The following is a 15,811-nucleotide window of genomic DNA, read 5'->3' as shown; positions in this document are numbered from 1 at the left end:
AAATAGATGTGATTCAGTGACCTATCATTGCGTCGTGCAGTGATTAGCAAACTTCCACTTTAAGTACGTTGCCGCTCTACAAGCTTCATGCGGCACTTCCAGACAACGAGCGGACATTCAACGCACGTGAACTGGGAAATTTGTAGCACTGCGGAAAAATGGTCCGCGCGCATGCCTTTGTTATACAAGATCTCTACCGTTCTCTCTGAATACTGTCTTGAATGTACCTAAATACTGTATACATGGCGTTAACAATGGCGGTTGCTTCAGGTACATCTAGCAAGTCATTCACATGGGCTAGGCTGGCCTTATTTCTAAGCGTAGAAAAGGCATCAATAGACGCGGCAAAAGAATTAAGGACTCTGGTAACTTCCTCAGCCCTATGACCTGACGCTTGTAATGCCGGATGAAACTGTCGAAGTTGCTTGAACGCTTTAGATGCTGTAGGGACGTTTTGTAGATCAATTTGATTGTCAGTACAAAGTTGCACTAAATATCCATGGAGAGCAGTATGAGCGCGATCTATTGCGCTTGAAGAATCCACTGTACCGATTAATGCTTTCGCGTCTCCCAAAGCCCTCATTACCGAAGTCGAAATAGATTCACTAAATTCTGGCGCAGCAACACTGCCTGCTGTTTGAATCAACTCCTCATCAACAATTTGATAATGATCTTGGTTGTTAAGCAGAATCTGATTCATGTGCTGCACCGTTGGCACGGATGCGCCACGATTTTCTAGCTCTTCTAAAGCCTCATATACAGCAGCTATAAAATTTGGAGCATCCTTTGCTGCATTCTGAGCTTGGTTGGACATGTCAGACTCAGCCCAGTCGAGCGAAGAGCTGCGGGCGTAATAATCACCAGAAACTTTGCAGAAGTGTTTCTTGAATATCTCAACTATTTGCTGCCGACTCATTGCTCCTGAAACTCTTCTGATCAATGAATTAAAATCATTTACAGATTGGTCACTGAGTGGTGTCGTTATCCCCATGGGGAATCTAAGTTCACTTGCCATTTGTAGCGGCATTAATTGCCCTCTTTGTTAAATAACACCGCACTTTACGGCGATGTTGGAGCGCATCGAAAAAATTTGCGACAGCAGCGCCTTGTTACCCCTAGACAACTTTAGAAGCCGACAATTTTGGTGATGCATCAATTATCACTATATTTTCGGCCCCTTCTTGCCCCATAGCTTTAAGGATTCTACCTACCTTCGCAACTTCTAATTTCGTATAGCACAGTATCACTTTGATATCAGAGATCGACTTAGATGCTTTCTTGTATATCTCCGTCTGATTTTTAAGGTTATTTTTTAACGAGGTAGATCTGGCTAGCTTAAACTCTATAATTGTCGAGTCTCCGCTACCAAAAGAAACCTTATAGTCAGCAGGTCCACGACCGTTATTTACTTCAGAGTTCACATCATATGGAGAGGCATACCAAGTCAATCTAAATACACGCTGAATAGTATCCTCGGAAGCTATAGGTTTTCCTTTTTGATAGAAAATTCTATATCCGTCATTGTTTTCTATGTTGTCTTTAAGAAAATTTGCTCTTTGTAGAGCTTCGTCGTAACTATTAGGCTTAACGTTAAAGAAATCGCTAGACTTGAGTAAGCTCTCACAAAAAAGCGAAAGAGTATTGATAAGTTCACCACGTATTTTTTCAATCTTCTCTTTTGATAACTTCGTGGACTCATCTTTTTTGTCTTCTTTTTGCTTTATGTAGTAATCTAAAATCTCTGGAAATTGATTTATTGTTTTTGATACGGCGTACTCAATATCTTTTTTCTTTGGCGAAACTGGCAAGGCTTTATAGAAGTAAGAGTTTACAGATTCACGCAAAGCAGCATTACCAATTGAGTTTGCTATTTTCCTAAAATTTCCAGACAGCTCGCTGTGGCATATAAATGCTTGATCTTTTGTAAGAATATCTAGGGGGGTAAGCAGTATGAAATCGCCATCTTCCTCTAGGTGGAAGTATGGTAGCTCATATTCCTTTGGTTTCCATATCATCAATTTTTCGTCATAAGTACATCTAACACTGAAAACCTTTCTTTGATGGGGCTGTAACGATTTTTTTGCAAAGCTTTGTGTGTACTCCAGTAGGTACTCAAGCATTAAATTAGTGGCGAAATCACTAATAAAGTCTTTTCCAATTCCTACACCAACAAGAGTCAGCTTCTCAATATGGGTTGCTGACGAAATTGTCTCTTCTCCGAAATTGGAATAGAACCCGTTGAATGCGGCAATGATATCTTTAGCAAACTTGGCTCCCAACCCCTTTCCATTATTTCCATACTTACAGAGACCGAGCCAGTTTTGTTTTATCTCTGGAAATTTGAAGAGATTTTCATTTGCTGAATTTCCCTCATTTACTGCTATTTCTTTTAGTAAAATGAGGTGAGAAACGATTTTATCGTGTTGCTCTTGATATTCTTGCTTGTCTGAAGCAAATAGTAGAAATGGATCAATAAACAGCGGTAAGTCTGAAGTTAAACAGATGTTCAAAGCGCCATGATCATCGAGTTCTTTCTCTTCAATCTCAAAGTATTCTGAAAATATTAATTTGATGCTCATATTCTTCCTTGAGTGTTAATGCTCTTGTTAGCTGCGGCCTCAACTATTCTTCTCTCGTATTGTCATCAAAATGAGGGTACACAGAATAATCAAATTCGTCAGTCAGAAAACGTTCAAATGATTCGCGAACCTTTTTGTGATCACAGCTCGCTCTGTTTCTTCTGTAAATTTGGTTGTTCGCCTCAATTTTATTCAGCAAGAACTCAGCGGTGTCCTGATTTTTAAAGTGTTTTAGATTTGGCATCAGGTGTTGAGTAAAGCGAAGGTCTGCTGCATCATAATCGACACTTACTCCGTAATAGCACGAAATAAGTTTAGCGTAACAATCCTCCCACTCTTCTGAGTCGGATAATTCTAAAACGTACTTCCATTGATATTGAGTAAATTTTGGTGAGTTTTCACCTTCAATCCAATTTACCAAATACTCATAGTGATTTTCTAAACTTCCACGGACGAACCAGCCACAAGTCTTACCTACATCTGTACTTTCACTAGCATGTTTAACTTTTAGCTTAGCATCCTCTGTAAGTAACGGGTAAATAGTCTCATTCATTGAAAGATAGTGGAGTAGATAATCAAGAGGTTGCCCTGCACCAGCGATGTTACTGTAATAGTCTTTATCTGCGTCAATTAGTGCATTTAGGCGAGTTTTATGCCGATCAGTGATCAGTCGAATGACACCAATATTTACCATCCTATTTTCATTACATTTGTCGTTATCAAGCTTGAACGTAAGCTTCCATAATGATTTATAAAGCGCGAATTCCACATCCTCACTCATTCTGTTGAGGTATCTACTTTCAAGGTAAGTTTTGATCTTGGCTTTAGTATTTAAAGCTTCCTTAGCTTCGTCTAAGTCTTCTAAAATCTCCGTAATTACTTTTTGCGTGTAAAAGGGAGGCTTTATTAGCAGACCTTCGAGCGTATTTCTTATTAGGGATCTGACTGTTTCTTTATTTGGCTTATGAAGATCGAGGTTTTCTTTAAGAACAGGATGAGCACAAAGGTGTCTTTGTTTTTGTAAATAACGTAGATTTTCATAGTCAGCTGTGTCAATGAAATTTGTTTTTTTGAGAACGTTTTCTATTACGCCTAGCTCCCAGCTTGATGAACGTGAATCTTCATCTTGAATATTCCTAACATCCTCAAGGATCTCTTTAGCTGATGGGTCTGCGTAGAGGTCAACAAGATATTGAAGTTTATAGATAATGTCTGTAATAGCTACAGCCCATAACATCACTACAGAAGATCGATACGAACCTATTTGATATGAGGATAGAACCTCTTCGAAATACTCTTTAGTTTTACCAAAGTGTATTTTCTCCTTCATCGTCTCAAGTTCAAAATTCTTCACTTAACAAAAACCTCCTTGTTGGCAGCTAGCAGCTTGTTGCTGAGACTTCATAGTAACACTCGTTTCCACTGAAAAACCATATTCTGTGTTTTCATGGGAAAGAACATGAAATGTCCGCTTTACGTACAAAGCAGACTGTCAAGTTTGGTTTAGCTCTAAAATGAAGAGTAACAGATATAGTTTTGGTTAATCCCAGTAATTAATTAGCTATGTGAATTAGCATAGAATTCGTGGTATATCCTCCCAGCGCGTCGTCGCGCACTTTGATAAAAAACCACGTCGCATATCGAATAGCTGATGCTTTTGTCGAGCGCCGAAGTGAAGTGTGTTGCGGCCATAGCGCTGATTAATACTGTCTAAGCATCGCATTAAGGATGCATTGTCAGCAGAGCTACTAAAAAGATCTTGCTGTCTATGCTCGTTTTCACTAACTAAGTCCACCAACCCCACCCCGCATTTGTAGAATTTAATACCTTTCATGAAAAGCGCATCTATCCCATCACTTACGGCAGAAATTATCTGTCGGGTATCCTTTGTAGGTGTTGAGAAAGGAAAAAGTAGCGATTTGCGATAATAAGGAGCGTCATCATGTGGTGAATTTGTTGCAAATATTACCGCTGACTGAGCCAGACAACCTCGTTTACGCAGCTTCGTCGCAACGATTTCAGCATGTGTCACCAAAGCAGACCTAAGTTGCTGTTTGTCTGTGATTCGCTTACCGAAACTACGGGTAGAATAAATTTCTTTTTTATCTGGCCTTTCTGTATCCCAATTAAACCTAATTTCTCCGCGCAACTCGCGGATGGTGTTTTCTACGTTTATACTAAATAAATTTCGCATATGAGAGGGTGTCTGCTTATACAAGTCCAGTGCAGTAGTAATTCCCATACTGTTAAATCTTGCTCCCAGACGTCTCCCAATCCCCCACACATCGGTTACATCCATTTGATTCAATACAGCTTTCTTTTCTGATTCGGTTGCAATGATGGCTACCCCATCGAAACCTTGAATCTTTTTCGCCGCATGATTTGCCACCTTGGCGAGCGTTGGTGTTGGCCCAAATCCAACGCCTACCGGAAGACACACTTCCCTCCAGACTCGTTTTCTTATCTGAATGCCCAGGTCATACCAGAAAGCACTGTCGGTTTCAGTGAAATCATATCGCAAGAAACATTCGTCAATTGAGTAAACATGGCTTTCGGGCGCATAACGAGCGCACGTATCCATCATCCGCTGACTCAAATCCGCATACAGCGCATAGTTACTACTTCGCACCACTACTCTCGCTTTCTTTGCCTCATTTGCAACTTGGAAAAACGGGACGAATTTCTTGAATCCGAGTCGTTTGGCTATGGGGCACACCGCAACAACACAACCATCGTTATTGGACAGCACAATAACGGGTCTCTTATGAATGCTTACATCAAACACTTTTTCGCAGCTCGCGTACATGCTTACTGCATCGACTAGTGCGAACATCAAAGAAACCGCGCTAATTTCTTATGAAGCCTTACTGAACGGATGACCACCCCTTCAACGCGAAATTCATCTTCATCGGACAATTGATAGGCCGAAATTTGACTAGACGAGGATAACAACTTGCGATTAATTTTCCAGGCGCTTACAGACAAATTCGCTGTTCAATAACGCAACCACTATCGCCAAGTGCGTGATGCTTTCTGCTCGCGACACAATTAGCAAATCGCCATCATGAATTCCATCTCCTATCATCGACTCCCCCCTCGCTAACCCGATGAATGTTGCACTAGGATGCTCAATTAATAACGCATCCGAATCGAGACCGAGTTCAACGTACTCCGCTGCTGGAGACTCAAAGCCGAAAATCCCAGCTTGCGCCGAAATGGGAATAACTTTCATACAAACCAACCTACACACTGTTTTTATATACAGCTTTTTAATGTGATTTTGGTCGCTTTCAATGTCAATGAAGCAAATGTGAGTACGTAATGAGGTAAGTTGTTGAGACGTAATTTCTTTTAGCTGCTCGCCGACCATAGGGTTAGCAACAAGAGCTTGATGTGACCTTCCTATCTACTACCAGGATGCAATAAGAACAAAAGACAAAGTGCCTGTCTTTTGTTATCTCTACAGTCCTTAAGGACAGGTTACAAGCTATGTTTTATCTGTGACACTGGATCATCACTTTGAAAAAAGAAGAAATGCTGTGTCCCGCGAAGAAATCGACCAATTGTGGAGCGCCATGACACGTTTCCCTGAAGATATTTTTCTTGCGTATCGAGGTGTCGAGGTAAGCGAAGTCTATGGCAATGAAGAAATTATCGAGTTGATTAACGGAAAGTTTTTTCCATTCAATCAAATTGTTAAAAGAGACTTTGGTTTGGGGTTTGATGATGTTGCAAAGTGATGAAAGAAGCTTTTGCCATTTGACACATAGGCCTGGAAATTATGACGAGAAGGGAGTGCCCTGCCTTCTCGTCATGGGTTAATTATTCTGTAGCTTCTAATGCCACGGTGTCATCCACAAATACTCCCTTCCATCGGCTAGGAATATAACTATCCACGACGCTCGTTTCAGGCGAAGCATTTTGCAAAGCTATTTGAATCCGCTTCATTGTTCGCGGAATTAATTGACTGGTATCACCAACCACAGAGCGCGCCAAACTTTGACTAAGGGCGTTTACGGAAAGTCCGCCGCTTTCTTGTTCAAATGTCGCATAAATATCTACATGATATCCATCAGCGTACTGCACAACACAAGTAAAGAACGTTGTGCTTTCACTCCAACCGGACGTGGAACTATCAGATTTAATGGTTAGCAACGGGTCTTGGCACTGTGGCACCTTCAGATTCATGCCCTGCGCCTGAGCCATTGCCGCAAAACCGCTTTGCCCGAATGGATTGACTAAGGTGAACCTAGGTGCCGTAGCTGGCAGCAATGCAGGCGGAATGCCTTGGTTATACGTCAGTGAGTTCATATTCTCTTTAACAGTTGTAATGACTGTATCAACAACTTGTTGACGAATTGATGAATCCCCAGGGATGTTAATGATCAGATAAGCTTGCTCGGTTGATTTTGTGGGAGTGGTTGAAGCGCAGCCAGTTGCTAAGAGCGCAAAAAGGGTTGTAAAGATAAGTTTGTTCATTACATCTTCCTAATTATTGTTATTTGTGAGTGAAAGTTAGCGAGCCTTGCGACCGAAATTATTTCTTCTTGCGAAAAGGAACCCACCGACGACAGCAAACATTGCGATAGAGGTAGGTTCAGACACGTCGGCGATAGCTCCGACTCCGCCGTTGTCACTCTCTTCGTCGCCGCCATTGGAGACGTCACCGTCCAAGTAGCTTAAGTCTAGGGTGCCACGAACCAATGCTATGCCGTAACGAGGATAGGAAAACGATGTTGTGAACGTATCTTTATTCAGATAAGCATTTCCACCATTCTCGTTGCCATTGAATACCGTAAAGTCGTCGTAAAGACCCGCCAAGCCGTAGTAATTATTATTATTATCATCACTGCCAAATATGGCTTCGGTTTTGTTCAAGGCATCGCCACTTAGGTAATCTGAAGCGCGCGCCAGATACGTGTACCCGAATAAAGTTTGAAACTGCACGTCTGTCTCAGTATCAGAGTTCAGTTCATCTGACCACCCCGTGCTGGTTTGCTGGGTAAAGGACTCAGACTCGACCCAGTCATAGGAGGGTACGAAGTAATTGAACAGGCCCGTCATCTCAGTCACAGACGCGACGCGCCATCCATCGACAGCGTAAGTTGAAAGAGCTGAATTAATTGACATGCCTTTGGTTGACGACCATTGCAGCCAGTCCATGCCTAATCCGCTGACGACGTCAGAACTGTCCTCTCGCGTGAACTCACCATAACTGATGACACCACCATGTGTAGTCGTGGTCACCGTAGCGAGCAAACCCAATGCGGCTAATTTTTTTCCTATTATTTTCATTATGTTTCCCTCTGCCAATGCAGTTAAATGTTACTAATATAAACAGCGTTTGCTAATTTGCGGTGTGAATAACACCTTGAGGAGAGAGGCTCGCGCCTCTCATGATTTTTATTCGATGGTTACAACGACTTCGTCACGATCACTATCGCGACTGCCATCATTGACAGTTAACCCAACGACCACAGTGCCAGTGAAATCATCATTAAATAGCAAGGTTGGCTTTGCCAATGTTGGATCATTAAGCGTGGGTAAGTCTGCGAAATCCGATGTGGTGCTGATAACCTGCCAGGTGTAACTTAGCGAGCTGGTTTCGGAATCGCTACTGGCAGAACCGTCAAGCTCGACCGAACGCGACGAAGACGTGGTATCTTCCCCTGCATTCGCGACAGGCTTGGCATTGCCAGAGGCATAAATAGTGACATGATCTACTGACTGAATCCCATAGCTATCAGACGCCAACAACTGCACGACATAGCGGCCATTTGCATCAATGAGTAGCTTGGGTGCTAACGAGGACGCTTCTTCCAGAACGGAAGTAGAATTGTAGGGGCGAGAAATCACGCTCCATTCATAGGTAACGTTTTCGTTTTCAAGTCTTAAACTCTTCGAGCCATCGAAAGTAACAGTGGTTCCAGAAACGACATCAAAATCATTCCCAGCGTTGGCTATTATCGGTGTAATATAGTCATAAACGTGGATTTGACTTCCCTTTACGCTCTCAGCTACCCCTTGAGATTCTTTTCCTGACGCGACCACGCTATAGTGATAATAACCAGGCACTGTAGGATTGACAGAAACAACAGGTCGTTCATCTCCATAAGCAGCGTAGGCTTGACTGTTTACTTTTTCATTATTAAGGCGATCATTAGGCCACCAGATTAAACGCATAGGCTCTCCTTCTTTATCAAAGGAAGGCGTTGCATTTAATGTAAAGCCAGTGCTCAGACTCACAGCACTTTTATGCGCTGTAACAGCGAAAGGATTGAGTTTATCGTCAGAAAGCGTAATACGAATTAGGTAGGATTCGCTGGTTCCTGTAGAGTCACTTACCGTTGCTCTGATTCTGTAGTTCCCAGCTTTATCTCCAGTAAATTCTGTCCAAGATTTTTCAAGAATTGAACGGGTAATTGAGGGGCGGCTACCAGAGGGGCCACTCGCCACTGTCCAGTTGTATGTCAGTTCTTCACCATTGGGCGAAATACTGTCAGAAAAATCGACAATGATAGGTTCATTGACTTTGCCAAATAGATACTCTGAAGTCACCACATTTAGACCCAACGGTGCAAACTCAGCCACAGAAATGGTGATAGTTTTTGGCTCGGATGATAACTCATTATCACTGGCGACTAATTGGGCTGTGTAATCTCCCGCCAAATCTGGCACAAACTCGAATGTCGCTTTATCACTTGTGGTCGCTGCAAGTTCACTCGATTCGGGTGTAGAAGTGAAAGACCATGCATAATTTATTTCATCGCTGTTGTCTTCTACAGTGCTGTAAAGATAGACAATTTTTCCTGATGTCAACTCATCATCGGAGACAAGCTCCGAAATGACAGGAGCAATATTCGCTTCGCTGACTTTAACACTGAAAGAAGCAGGTTCGCTTTGTATATCGGTGCTGGTAATTACCAGTTCAAACTCGTACGTCCCGACAACATCAAACTCCGGTGCAGCAAGCGTGGGAGAATCCGACTCCACATCGAATGTTGCGCTGGTTAACGCACTTTCGCCGGGCGCTGAAACGAGACGCCAGGAATATATATTATCTTCGCTCACATGTTGGCTTTGCGATGCGTCAAAGGTCAATTTGTCGCCTAACTCAACATCAAATTCCGAAGTAATTACTGCAACAGGAGCTGGCGCATCAACGGTAATAGTGATCGAATCACCCTCGCTATCAACAGTGCCATCATTGACAATCAGTACCGCGACATATTCACCAGCAACATCAGGGGTAAATTCAATCTGCGCGCCTTCACCCATTGGTGACGCGAGTGAACTGCCTTCGGGAAGCATTTCTAATTTCCAGTGATAAGTCAGCGCATCGCCATCTGCGTCAGAACTGCTTTCACCATTTAACGTAACGCTGTCACCCACGTTAATTCTGGCATCACTTCCTGCCTGGGCTACTGGAGCTGCATTTGAAGGGGGTTGGGGATTGGGAGATGGATTTTCCGAGGGGTCACTACTTGAGCCACCGCATCCCGTTAATACTAGCGTTGGGATAATGAGCGAGGCTATTGTCGTCCGATTCATACTACTTTTCCTTGATAATTATTGTTTATTATATCTCCGGATAAATATCCGAATATCGGATATATTAATTACTCGCATATCGTTTGCAACTATGAAAACGATATTTGATGCAGATTATCGCAAAGTAATTGGCTGGCTCATTGCAGAGCGTAAGTTCAAGAAGATGTCTCAGCCCGAGCTTGCTGAGAAGCTAGGCTTCCCCAGCAACTCTTATGTGAGCAAGATTGAGACATTTGAACGCAAGCTCGATATTCTTGAATATGTACGCCTTTGTGAAGCGCTGGAACTGGATGCTAAGGAAGGCTTAGAAATGTTGAAAAAGCGGAGTAAGCAGTTTTAGAAAAAATTTGTGTACATTGCTGTTTTCAGCAGCGCCTCTTGAGAAGATTTCGATATCATTTTTTGTGGTTAGAACAAATAAGCTACTTACAGGGAGTCTCCAAAATAGTTCGCTGTCCCTAACTGGGCGTACCACCGCAGCTTACCCGCTTCCCCTCACCCCATTGGACTTAGACAATAGTGAAGCTCAAATTTATCTGCATAATGCTCAAGGGATTGCAGCACCTCCACACGGTATTAAAAATAAATTGCAACCATATCTAAACCCAATGGCGCTTGCCATTGCCGTCATCCAGTTCAGCAAGCAAAGTATTGTCTAGACCAATCCCTAGATTACGCTCCAACCTGTCACAATGTAAATAAAGATGACGGCCATCGTTAGCAAAGCTCTCCTTTCCTCCTCTTTGAGCCGTATGAGTAAATAGCGTAAGGGACAAAGAATTCTCCTCGTCAGTGGCTATGTACATTCGAAGACATAACTACTATTAAGGAAAAATCATGACTTTAATGAATATAACTGACATTGATACTTTCAAGCCGAGTAGCGCAATAAGTGATGATGAAGATATTCTCATCCTCTATAAGGAAGGAAAAGAATCGATTTGCTACGTCAGAAATTATTTGATGCAGCAAGAGTTCCTAATTATCAGTTCGGGTTTAGTCATGGAATTGCCGGAATATTACAGGCCTATGACAAACATCTTTGTGCGCGTACATTTTCATGTCATAAGAAAATTTAGATTGCGCATTCAGGAATATGTGATCAAAAGCAACCAGCTTCTGCATTTTTATCGTTTTTTTGATGCGTCGATTGCCGAGTTCTTTGACTCACTGTAACTATTAAGCCAGCAACTTATTGCTGGCTTTTTTCTTTTTTCCCAAATATCTTCGCTAACGATAATGAAAAGGGCTGCAAAGCAGCCCTCAGAGTAGATCGATCTGCTCAGTCCATTCATCAATCGCTTCGGGGGAAAAGTACCGATTTTTCGATACACCGAACACGTTCTCAAACTCCAGGTCGTCTACTTCATCTGAGTTGATAAACTGAACTATTTGCAGTTCAAAAATCAGGAATAACAAGCACCGTTCGTTAGGTGCGAAGTATTTCTTTCTGAACTCATCAGGGAGTTGCTGTACAAGCCCATCTGATAGCACGAAGCCGTTAGTGATAAACCTCTCATCTTTGTGCTCATAGATATAGTCGAGTGTCTCTGGGTTGAAATACCAGCACATTCGAAACTTATCAGGCCATTCAGTCCTGGTAGAGCGTTTGAATTGGTGAATAAACGTGATTTGCAGATCACGGTGTTGTGTCTTCTTTGTCATAGTTAAGTCCTCAAGTAGTAAACCTCAGGAATAACTAAGTCTGTGAGTGGGGAATTAAGTCTACCTGTGCTGCCAGCTGACGGAAAACAACAAGAAATGATCAAGGCGTTAGCATTAATTTACGGATTGTATCCACTATACGAGCTGCCGCGAATTGCACTTTAGGGCTGGAGGGAAAACTTTCGCTCAAACATTGGTGAACATAAAATTTTAAGCAGGAGGGAGAGGCAAAATGGCAATCACATTGCTGCTGAGCTATCGCAGTCAATGAAATTGAAACTAGCAGATTTTTCCGTAAATTTCTAGTGATGGAAATACGAATTAGTCGGGAAAAATATGACTCTGCTTTCAAAAATACTTTTCGATCATTGCGACGTTGAAGTTAGCCCATCGCCAGAGACAGAAGACACTGGTACACAAGATTTAGCGACAGTAAACCCAGCAACAGGTCTAGCCATGTTGAAAGGCTCGACGATAGATGTAGCGGGCAATCCGCTCGGTACTGATTTTACAGAAGGACAAACCTCTTCATGCAGCTTTCAAGACTTTGATGATCATTTAAGCGACTCGTTTAGTTGCGACTCGCTTCACTCACATTCAGCAACCATATTTGATTGCGACACTTCGAACGATTTTATATCAGACAGCTTTGACAGCTCCTGGGACAGTGGTTTTGATGAATATTGAAAGCAAGGACTGATTGCGTAATTCCGGTATAGAACTGACAGAAAAGCTTAAATGCTGCTTATGCCAGTATATCAACCTTATATATCTAAAAGGCATACACAAAAGCACGTAATTTTTCTGAAAATTTTTTTTGTTTTGTAACCTGATATCAGGTTTATAAACAAAGAGAAAAAAGCTTTGACCAACCCAGCTAGCATAAATATTGCCGAGGTAATGGACAACCCTGAAAAGATTGAATGGATTCTGAATAAGATCGCTTTCCTAGAAACAGAGCTTGCGAAGCTCAAAAAACCTCAAAACCAGTGGCTAACTTTAGAAGAAGCCGCAGCTGAACTCGGGAAAAGCGTAAGCGCAGTTCGTCAGCGACTTAAAAGTACGAAGAAGCCTATGCCAAAAGGCAAAGTGTGGAAGCAGGCTAAAAAAGGTCACGCCATCTCTGTAAATGTAACAAATTTTAGGAAGTTTATGTAATGTCTCAGGCCCTAACTAACGAAAATGACCCTATTAAAGTCGCATTAGACGCAGCAAAAGGGGTATCAATCCACAATGGCAGCCTACGTTTGCAATTTAAGCTTCCAGGTCAACTTCGACATACTCGAAAGTCGCTTGGCTATCCGCCAAACCTGGATAATATTGAGATTGCTATTGACAGGCTGCGTAACATAAAACAGGACATCGCAAATGGCTTGTTTAAGTATGATGAGGAAGAATTTTGGTCTAAGCACTTCCCCACTAATGCACGCAACCCAGGCTCGCCGATCACTGTAGAAGCTTGCTTCAAAAGCTATGTAGAAGAAAATGATTCGGTACTCTCCGACTCAATTAGAGAGAAACTTAATACAGCTCTTAATTGGCTCTCGCACTATAGACTCGCCTCGAAGCCACTTGGACATCTTACTAAGACAGTCCTTAAAGATTTAAGAAAAAAGAGCGTACAAGGCAATAGCAAAACGAAGTTTGCTGGTTGCACAGTAACGACAGTAAACGAGTACAGCAGTACGCTACGAAGAGTGCTAGATTATGCCGTTGAAGAAGGTCACCTGAAAGAAAACCCCATGAGATTAGTACCTCAGTTGAAGAAGGACGACCTTAATTTAGAGTATTATGATCGTTACGTTAAGCCTTTCACTGTGGCTGAGCTAGACTGCCTCCTCGCCACAATCCATGTCCCATCAGTTAGACAGATGGTTAAATTCCTAGCCTGGACAGGACTTCGGCACGGTGAACTGAAGGCGCTGGCATGGGAAGACGTTGATCTGGAAAACAAGAGAATTACTGTTAAATACAACCTCACGAGAAAAGGAAAGCTAAAACCGCCAAAAACCAAAAGCGGCTACCGTGTGGTAGAGCTTCTTCCAGCAGCATTAGCGGTGCTAGAAGAAATGAAGGATGAGTCGGCAGCTCTTCCGCCAGTAACTGATAAAATTCATTACAAATACGGCAAATTTGATATCGTCAAAAGACGAAGAGTCTTCTTAGGAAGAGCTAATCAGCCTTACAAAAGACCAGAACTTACAACTGCCCCCAAGCAATGGGAAAAGTGGTTGAGAGAAGCAGGTGTCTCTTACCGCGCTGCTTATCAACTTCGACATACATATGCGAGTAGGATGCTTACAGCAGGATGCAACGAAGCTTGGCTAGCAAGTCAAATGGGCCATGCGAATACAAATATGATAGCGACGATATACGGAAAGTGGATACCTGAAGACAACCCTGACTATATAGCCCAGTTGGCAAAAAAGCTGGGGCAAAACTACTGACCGTAAGAAAAATAGGGGCTGTACAGCTATGTCAGTCCCTAAAATTAGATTAGTAGAAAAGTAAAAGTAGTTATTCTCCTTGCCGTCAAATTAATTACCTAACTCACTTATTCCGCACAAAATTCAATTCTCTCAATCATCCCCCTACTCCGCGCTACAAGCTTTTGGTAGACTTCTGATTAAAAGTTTGAGTAATAAAAATTTAAAACTAAGGAAAGTTTCACATGTCATTTCGACTCCTTCGCATTTCAGCAATTGCTATTTGTCTATCAATCTTCCCGCTAATAAATCATGCCTTTGCTCAAGATTCTGAAAAACAAGAAAGTCATTTCAATTACAATAAAAATGACGAAGCTGGTTTGGAATGGTTCATTCGGAGATACAAAGACAACGATCCTGCCGGACTAGTGAATGAAGCTGAACTGCTCTTGGCTGAGCTTAAGAAAGCGAGAATGAAGCTAGCGGAAGAGCAGCACGCTAAAGCAGTTGAAAAAAATTTCTTGTCGATATCTTCTTCGAAAGAAGCTAAGGAATTCTTGAGCGACCCCAGAAATTCCACTCGAAAAGATCTTCTTGCTAAAGCGCGAGGGCTTTTGAGTAAACTAAAACTTGAAGAAGCGAATAGAGAACTCCAGCAGCTCAACTCTATTACTGACTATCAAAGTTTTATTACCAATCACTCATCGAATGAGTTTAAAGAACTTAGAGCTATTGCTCAGCACAAGATACTATCGATAAAAACTCAGGCACAAATGGCTGAATATGAATCGCTCGAAACGATCTCTGACTACATGTTCTTCATTAGGAAGTATGAGCAGTCTGACCATAATGGTTTCATCGCTCAAACTAAAGCTAAAGTTGCAGCGCTTCGGGATCGGACAGTTCAATTCAGAGAACAACTCGAAGAGGGAGACGATAGCCATTGTGGACTCGTAGTCCTCGTGAAAGACAAGGTAGTGCAGATTGAAACAATGATAGGTCTCAAATATATCAAACGCGAACAAGTGTTTCCGCATGGCTTTGAAGAGTGTACGTTCGTCAACAATATTTACCAGAGTCCAGCCGCTTAAAGACTATCACTCGAATCTTGAATCAAAAAAGCTCTGGTAGCAACCAGAGCTTTTTCATATATATCACTTGCCCCCTGCTTGACCCCATCACTTTTCAAACTGCTAGAGACCAATGAATACGGGGCTTTTTGCTTAAAACGGCATTTTGAAACCTGGAGGTAATGGCATGCCCCCAGTGACATCACCCATTTTTTCTTTGCTGGTTTCCTGTACGCGACGAACGCCATCGTTAAAGGCCGCGGCGATCAAATCTTCCAGCATATCTTTATCGTCTTCCATTAAGGAAGGATCGATATCGACTCGGCGAATGTTATGGTTGCAAGTCATTGTAATTTTAACCATACCGGCCCCGGCCTGCCCCGTTACTTCAACGTTAGCCAGTTCTTCCTGCATCTTTTGCATGCGCTCCTGCATTTGCTGCGCCTGCTTCATGATATTGCCCATTCCACCTTTAAACATACTTTTTCTCGCTATTCGTTAAGTAAATAATTCAGCCTAC

At 42.3% G+C, this 15,811-nt stretch carries 17 protein-coding genes and 1 pseudogene; 7 read left to right on the top strand and 11 right to left on the bottom strand.

The features are described from left to right. Nucleotides 1-193: 193 nt before the first annotated feature. The 5 genes and pseudogenes from CA267_RS16050 to CA267_RS16030 all read right to left on the bottom strand — a co-directional run bounded on the left by CA267_RS16050 (nt 194) and on the right by CA267_RS16030 (nt 5,811). Nucleotides 194-1,027, bottom strand: a complete 834-nt coding sequence (locus tag CA267_RS16050; protein ID WP_075609849.1) for an abortive infection family protein — start codon at nt 1,025-1,027, stop codon at nt 194-196. Nucleotides 1,028-1,115: 88 nt separating this feature from the next. Then, nucleotides 1,116-2,579 (bottom strand): hypothetical protein, encoded by a 1,464-nt coding sequence (locus CA267_RS16045; protein ID WP_075609850.1) that lies wholly within the window; start codon nt 2,577-2,579, stop codon nt 1,116-1,118. Nucleotides 2,580-2,622: 43 nt separating this feature from the next. Next, nucleotides 2,623-3,933 (bottom strand): restriction endonuclease subunit S domain-containing protein, encoded by a 1,311-nt coding sequence (locus CA267_RS16040; RefSeq protein ID WP_075609851.1) that lies wholly within the window; start codon nt 3,931-3,933, stop codon nt 2,623-2,625. Between the two features lie 216 nt (nt 3,934-4,149). Next, the gene (locus CA267_RS16035; protein ID WP_075609852.1) at nt 4,150-5,412 is read right to left on the bottom strand and encodes a Y-family DNA polymerase; all 1,263 of its coding nucleotides are present in this window, start codon (nt 5,410-5,412) and stop codon (nt 4,150-4,152) included. Continuing rightward, nucleotides 5,412-5,811 (bottom strand): annotated as a pseudogene (locus CA267_RS16030) (LexA family protein). Before CA267_RS16030 ends, CA267_RS16035 begins: the two are co-directional and overlap by 1 nt. Nucleotides 5,812-6,154: 343 nt before the next feature. On the opposite strand from CA267_RS16030, the gene CA267_RS16025 reads away from it, so the two are divergent. Beyond that, nucleotides 6,155-6,319 carry a hypothetical protein gene (locus CA267_RS16025; RefSeq protein ID WP_170669078.1) on the top strand — a complete coding sequence of 55 codons (165 nt, stop codon included), beginning with the start codon at nt 6,155-6,157 and terminating at the stop codon, nt 6,317-6,319. Between the two features lie 82 nt (nt 6,320-6,401). Here the strand turns inward: CA267_RS16025 and CA267_RS16020 are convergent, their stop codons facing one another. From CA267_RS16020 to CA267_RS16010, 3 genes are all read right to left on the bottom strand, one after another. Then, on the bottom strand, nt 6,402-7,058 hold the full coding sequence (locus CA267_RS16020; RefSeq protein WP_075609854.1) for a hypothetical protein: 657 nt from the start codon (nt 7,056-7,058) through the stop codon (nt 6,402-6,404). A gap of 36 nt (nt 7,059-7,094) precedes the next feature. After that, nucleotides 7,095-7,874: a PEP-CTERM sorting domain-containing protein gene (locus CA267_RS16015; protein ID WP_075609855.1), complete on the bottom strand. Its 780-nt coding sequence runs from the start codon at nt 7,872-7,874 to the stop codon at nt 7,095-7,097. A gap of 108 nt (nt 7,875-7,982) precedes the next feature. Further along, a complete protein-coding gene (locus CA267_RS16010; protein WP_075609856.1) occupies nt 7,983-10,130 on the bottom strand; it encodes a PKD domain-containing protein in 2,148 nt (715 codons plus the stop codon). Between the two features lie 91 nt (nt 10,131-10,221). On the opposite strand from CA267_RS16010, the gene CA267_RS16005 reads away from it, so the two are divergent. Beyond that, nucleotides 10,222-10,470, top strand: a complete 249-nt coding sequence (locus tag CA267_RS16005; protein WP_075609857.1) for a helix-turn-helix domain-containing protein — start codon at nt 10,222-10,224, stop codon at nt 10,468-10,470. A gap of 259 nt (nt 10,471-10,729) precedes the next feature. Here the strand turns inward: CA267_RS16005 and CA267_RS16000 are convergent, their stop codons facing one another. Then, nucleotides 10,730-10,936, bottom strand: a complete 207-nt coding sequence (locus CA267_RS16000; RefSeq protein ID WP_170669077.1) for a hypothetical protein — start codon at nt 10,934-10,936, stop codon at nt 10,730-10,732. Nucleotides 10,937-10,967: 31 nt separating this feature from the next. Here CA267_RS16000 and CA267_RS15995 point away from each other — a divergent pair, with 31 nt between their 5' ends. Next, the gene (locus CA267_RS15995) at nt 10,968-11,306 is read left to right on the top strand and encodes a hypothetical protein (RefSeq protein WP_075609859.1); all 339 of its coding nucleotides are present in this window, start codon (nt 10,968-10,970) and stop codon (nt 11,304-11,306) included. An 87-nt stretch (nt 11,307-11,393) separates the two neighbouring features. On the opposite strand, the gene CA267_RS15990 is transcribed toward CA267_RS15995, so the two are convergent. After that, a complete protein-coding gene (locus CA267_RS15990; RefSeq protein WP_075609860.1) occupies nt 11,394-11,795 on the bottom strand; it encodes a hypothetical protein in 402 nt (133 codons plus the stop codon). 336 nt (nt 11,796-12,131) lie between these two features. Between CA267_RS15990 and CA267_RS15985 the strand changes: the two genes are divergently transcribed. From CA267_RS15985 to CA267_RS15970, 4 genes are all read left to right on the top strand, one after another. After that, nucleotides 12,132-12,482, top strand: a complete 351-nt coding sequence (locus CA267_RS15985; protein WP_075609861.1) for a hypothetical protein — start codon at nt 12,132-12,134, stop codon at nt 12,480-12,482. A 177-nt stretch (nt 12,483-12,659) separates the two neighbouring features. Continuing rightward, nucleotides 12,660-12,953: a sigma-70 RNA polymerase sigma factor region 4 domain-containing protein gene (locus tag CA267_RS15980; protein ID WP_075609862.1), complete on the top strand. Its 294-nt coding sequence runs from the start codon at nt 12,660-12,662 to the stop codon at nt 12,951-12,953. Next, a complete protein-coding gene (locus CA267_RS15975) occupies nt 12,953-14,242 on the top strand; it encodes a tyrosine-type recombinase/integrase (RefSeq protein ID WP_075609863.1) in 1,290 nt (429 codons plus the stop codon). Before CA267_RS15980 ends, CA267_RS15975 begins: the two co-directional genes overlap by 1 nt. Before the next feature lie 224 nt (nt 14,243-14,466). After that, nucleotides 14,467-15,312: a hypothetical protein gene (locus CA267_RS15970; protein WP_075609864.1), complete on the top strand. Its 846-nt coding sequence runs from the start codon at nt 14,467-14,469 to the stop codon at nt 15,310-15,312. A 132-nt stretch (nt 15,313-15,444) separates the two neighbouring features. Here CA267_RS15970 and CA267_RS15965 read toward each other — a convergent pair whose 3' ends face one another. Then, on the bottom strand, nt 15,445-15,771 hold the full coding sequence (locus CA267_RS15965) for a YbaB/EbfC family nucleoid-associated protein (protein ID WP_075609865.1): 327 nt from the start codon (nt 15,769-15,771) through the stop codon (nt 15,445-15,447). Nucleotides 15,772-15,811 lie beyond the last annotated feature (40 nt).

This window comes from Alteromonas pelagimontana (assembly GCF_002499975.2).
Lineage (GTDB): Bacteria > Pseudomonadota > Gammaproteobacteria > Enterobacterales > Alteromonadaceae > Alteromonas > Alteromonas pelagimontana.
The sequence above is the reverse complement of the archived record's forward strand: the minus strand, read 5'-3'. Positions and strand labels throughout refer to the sequence as shown.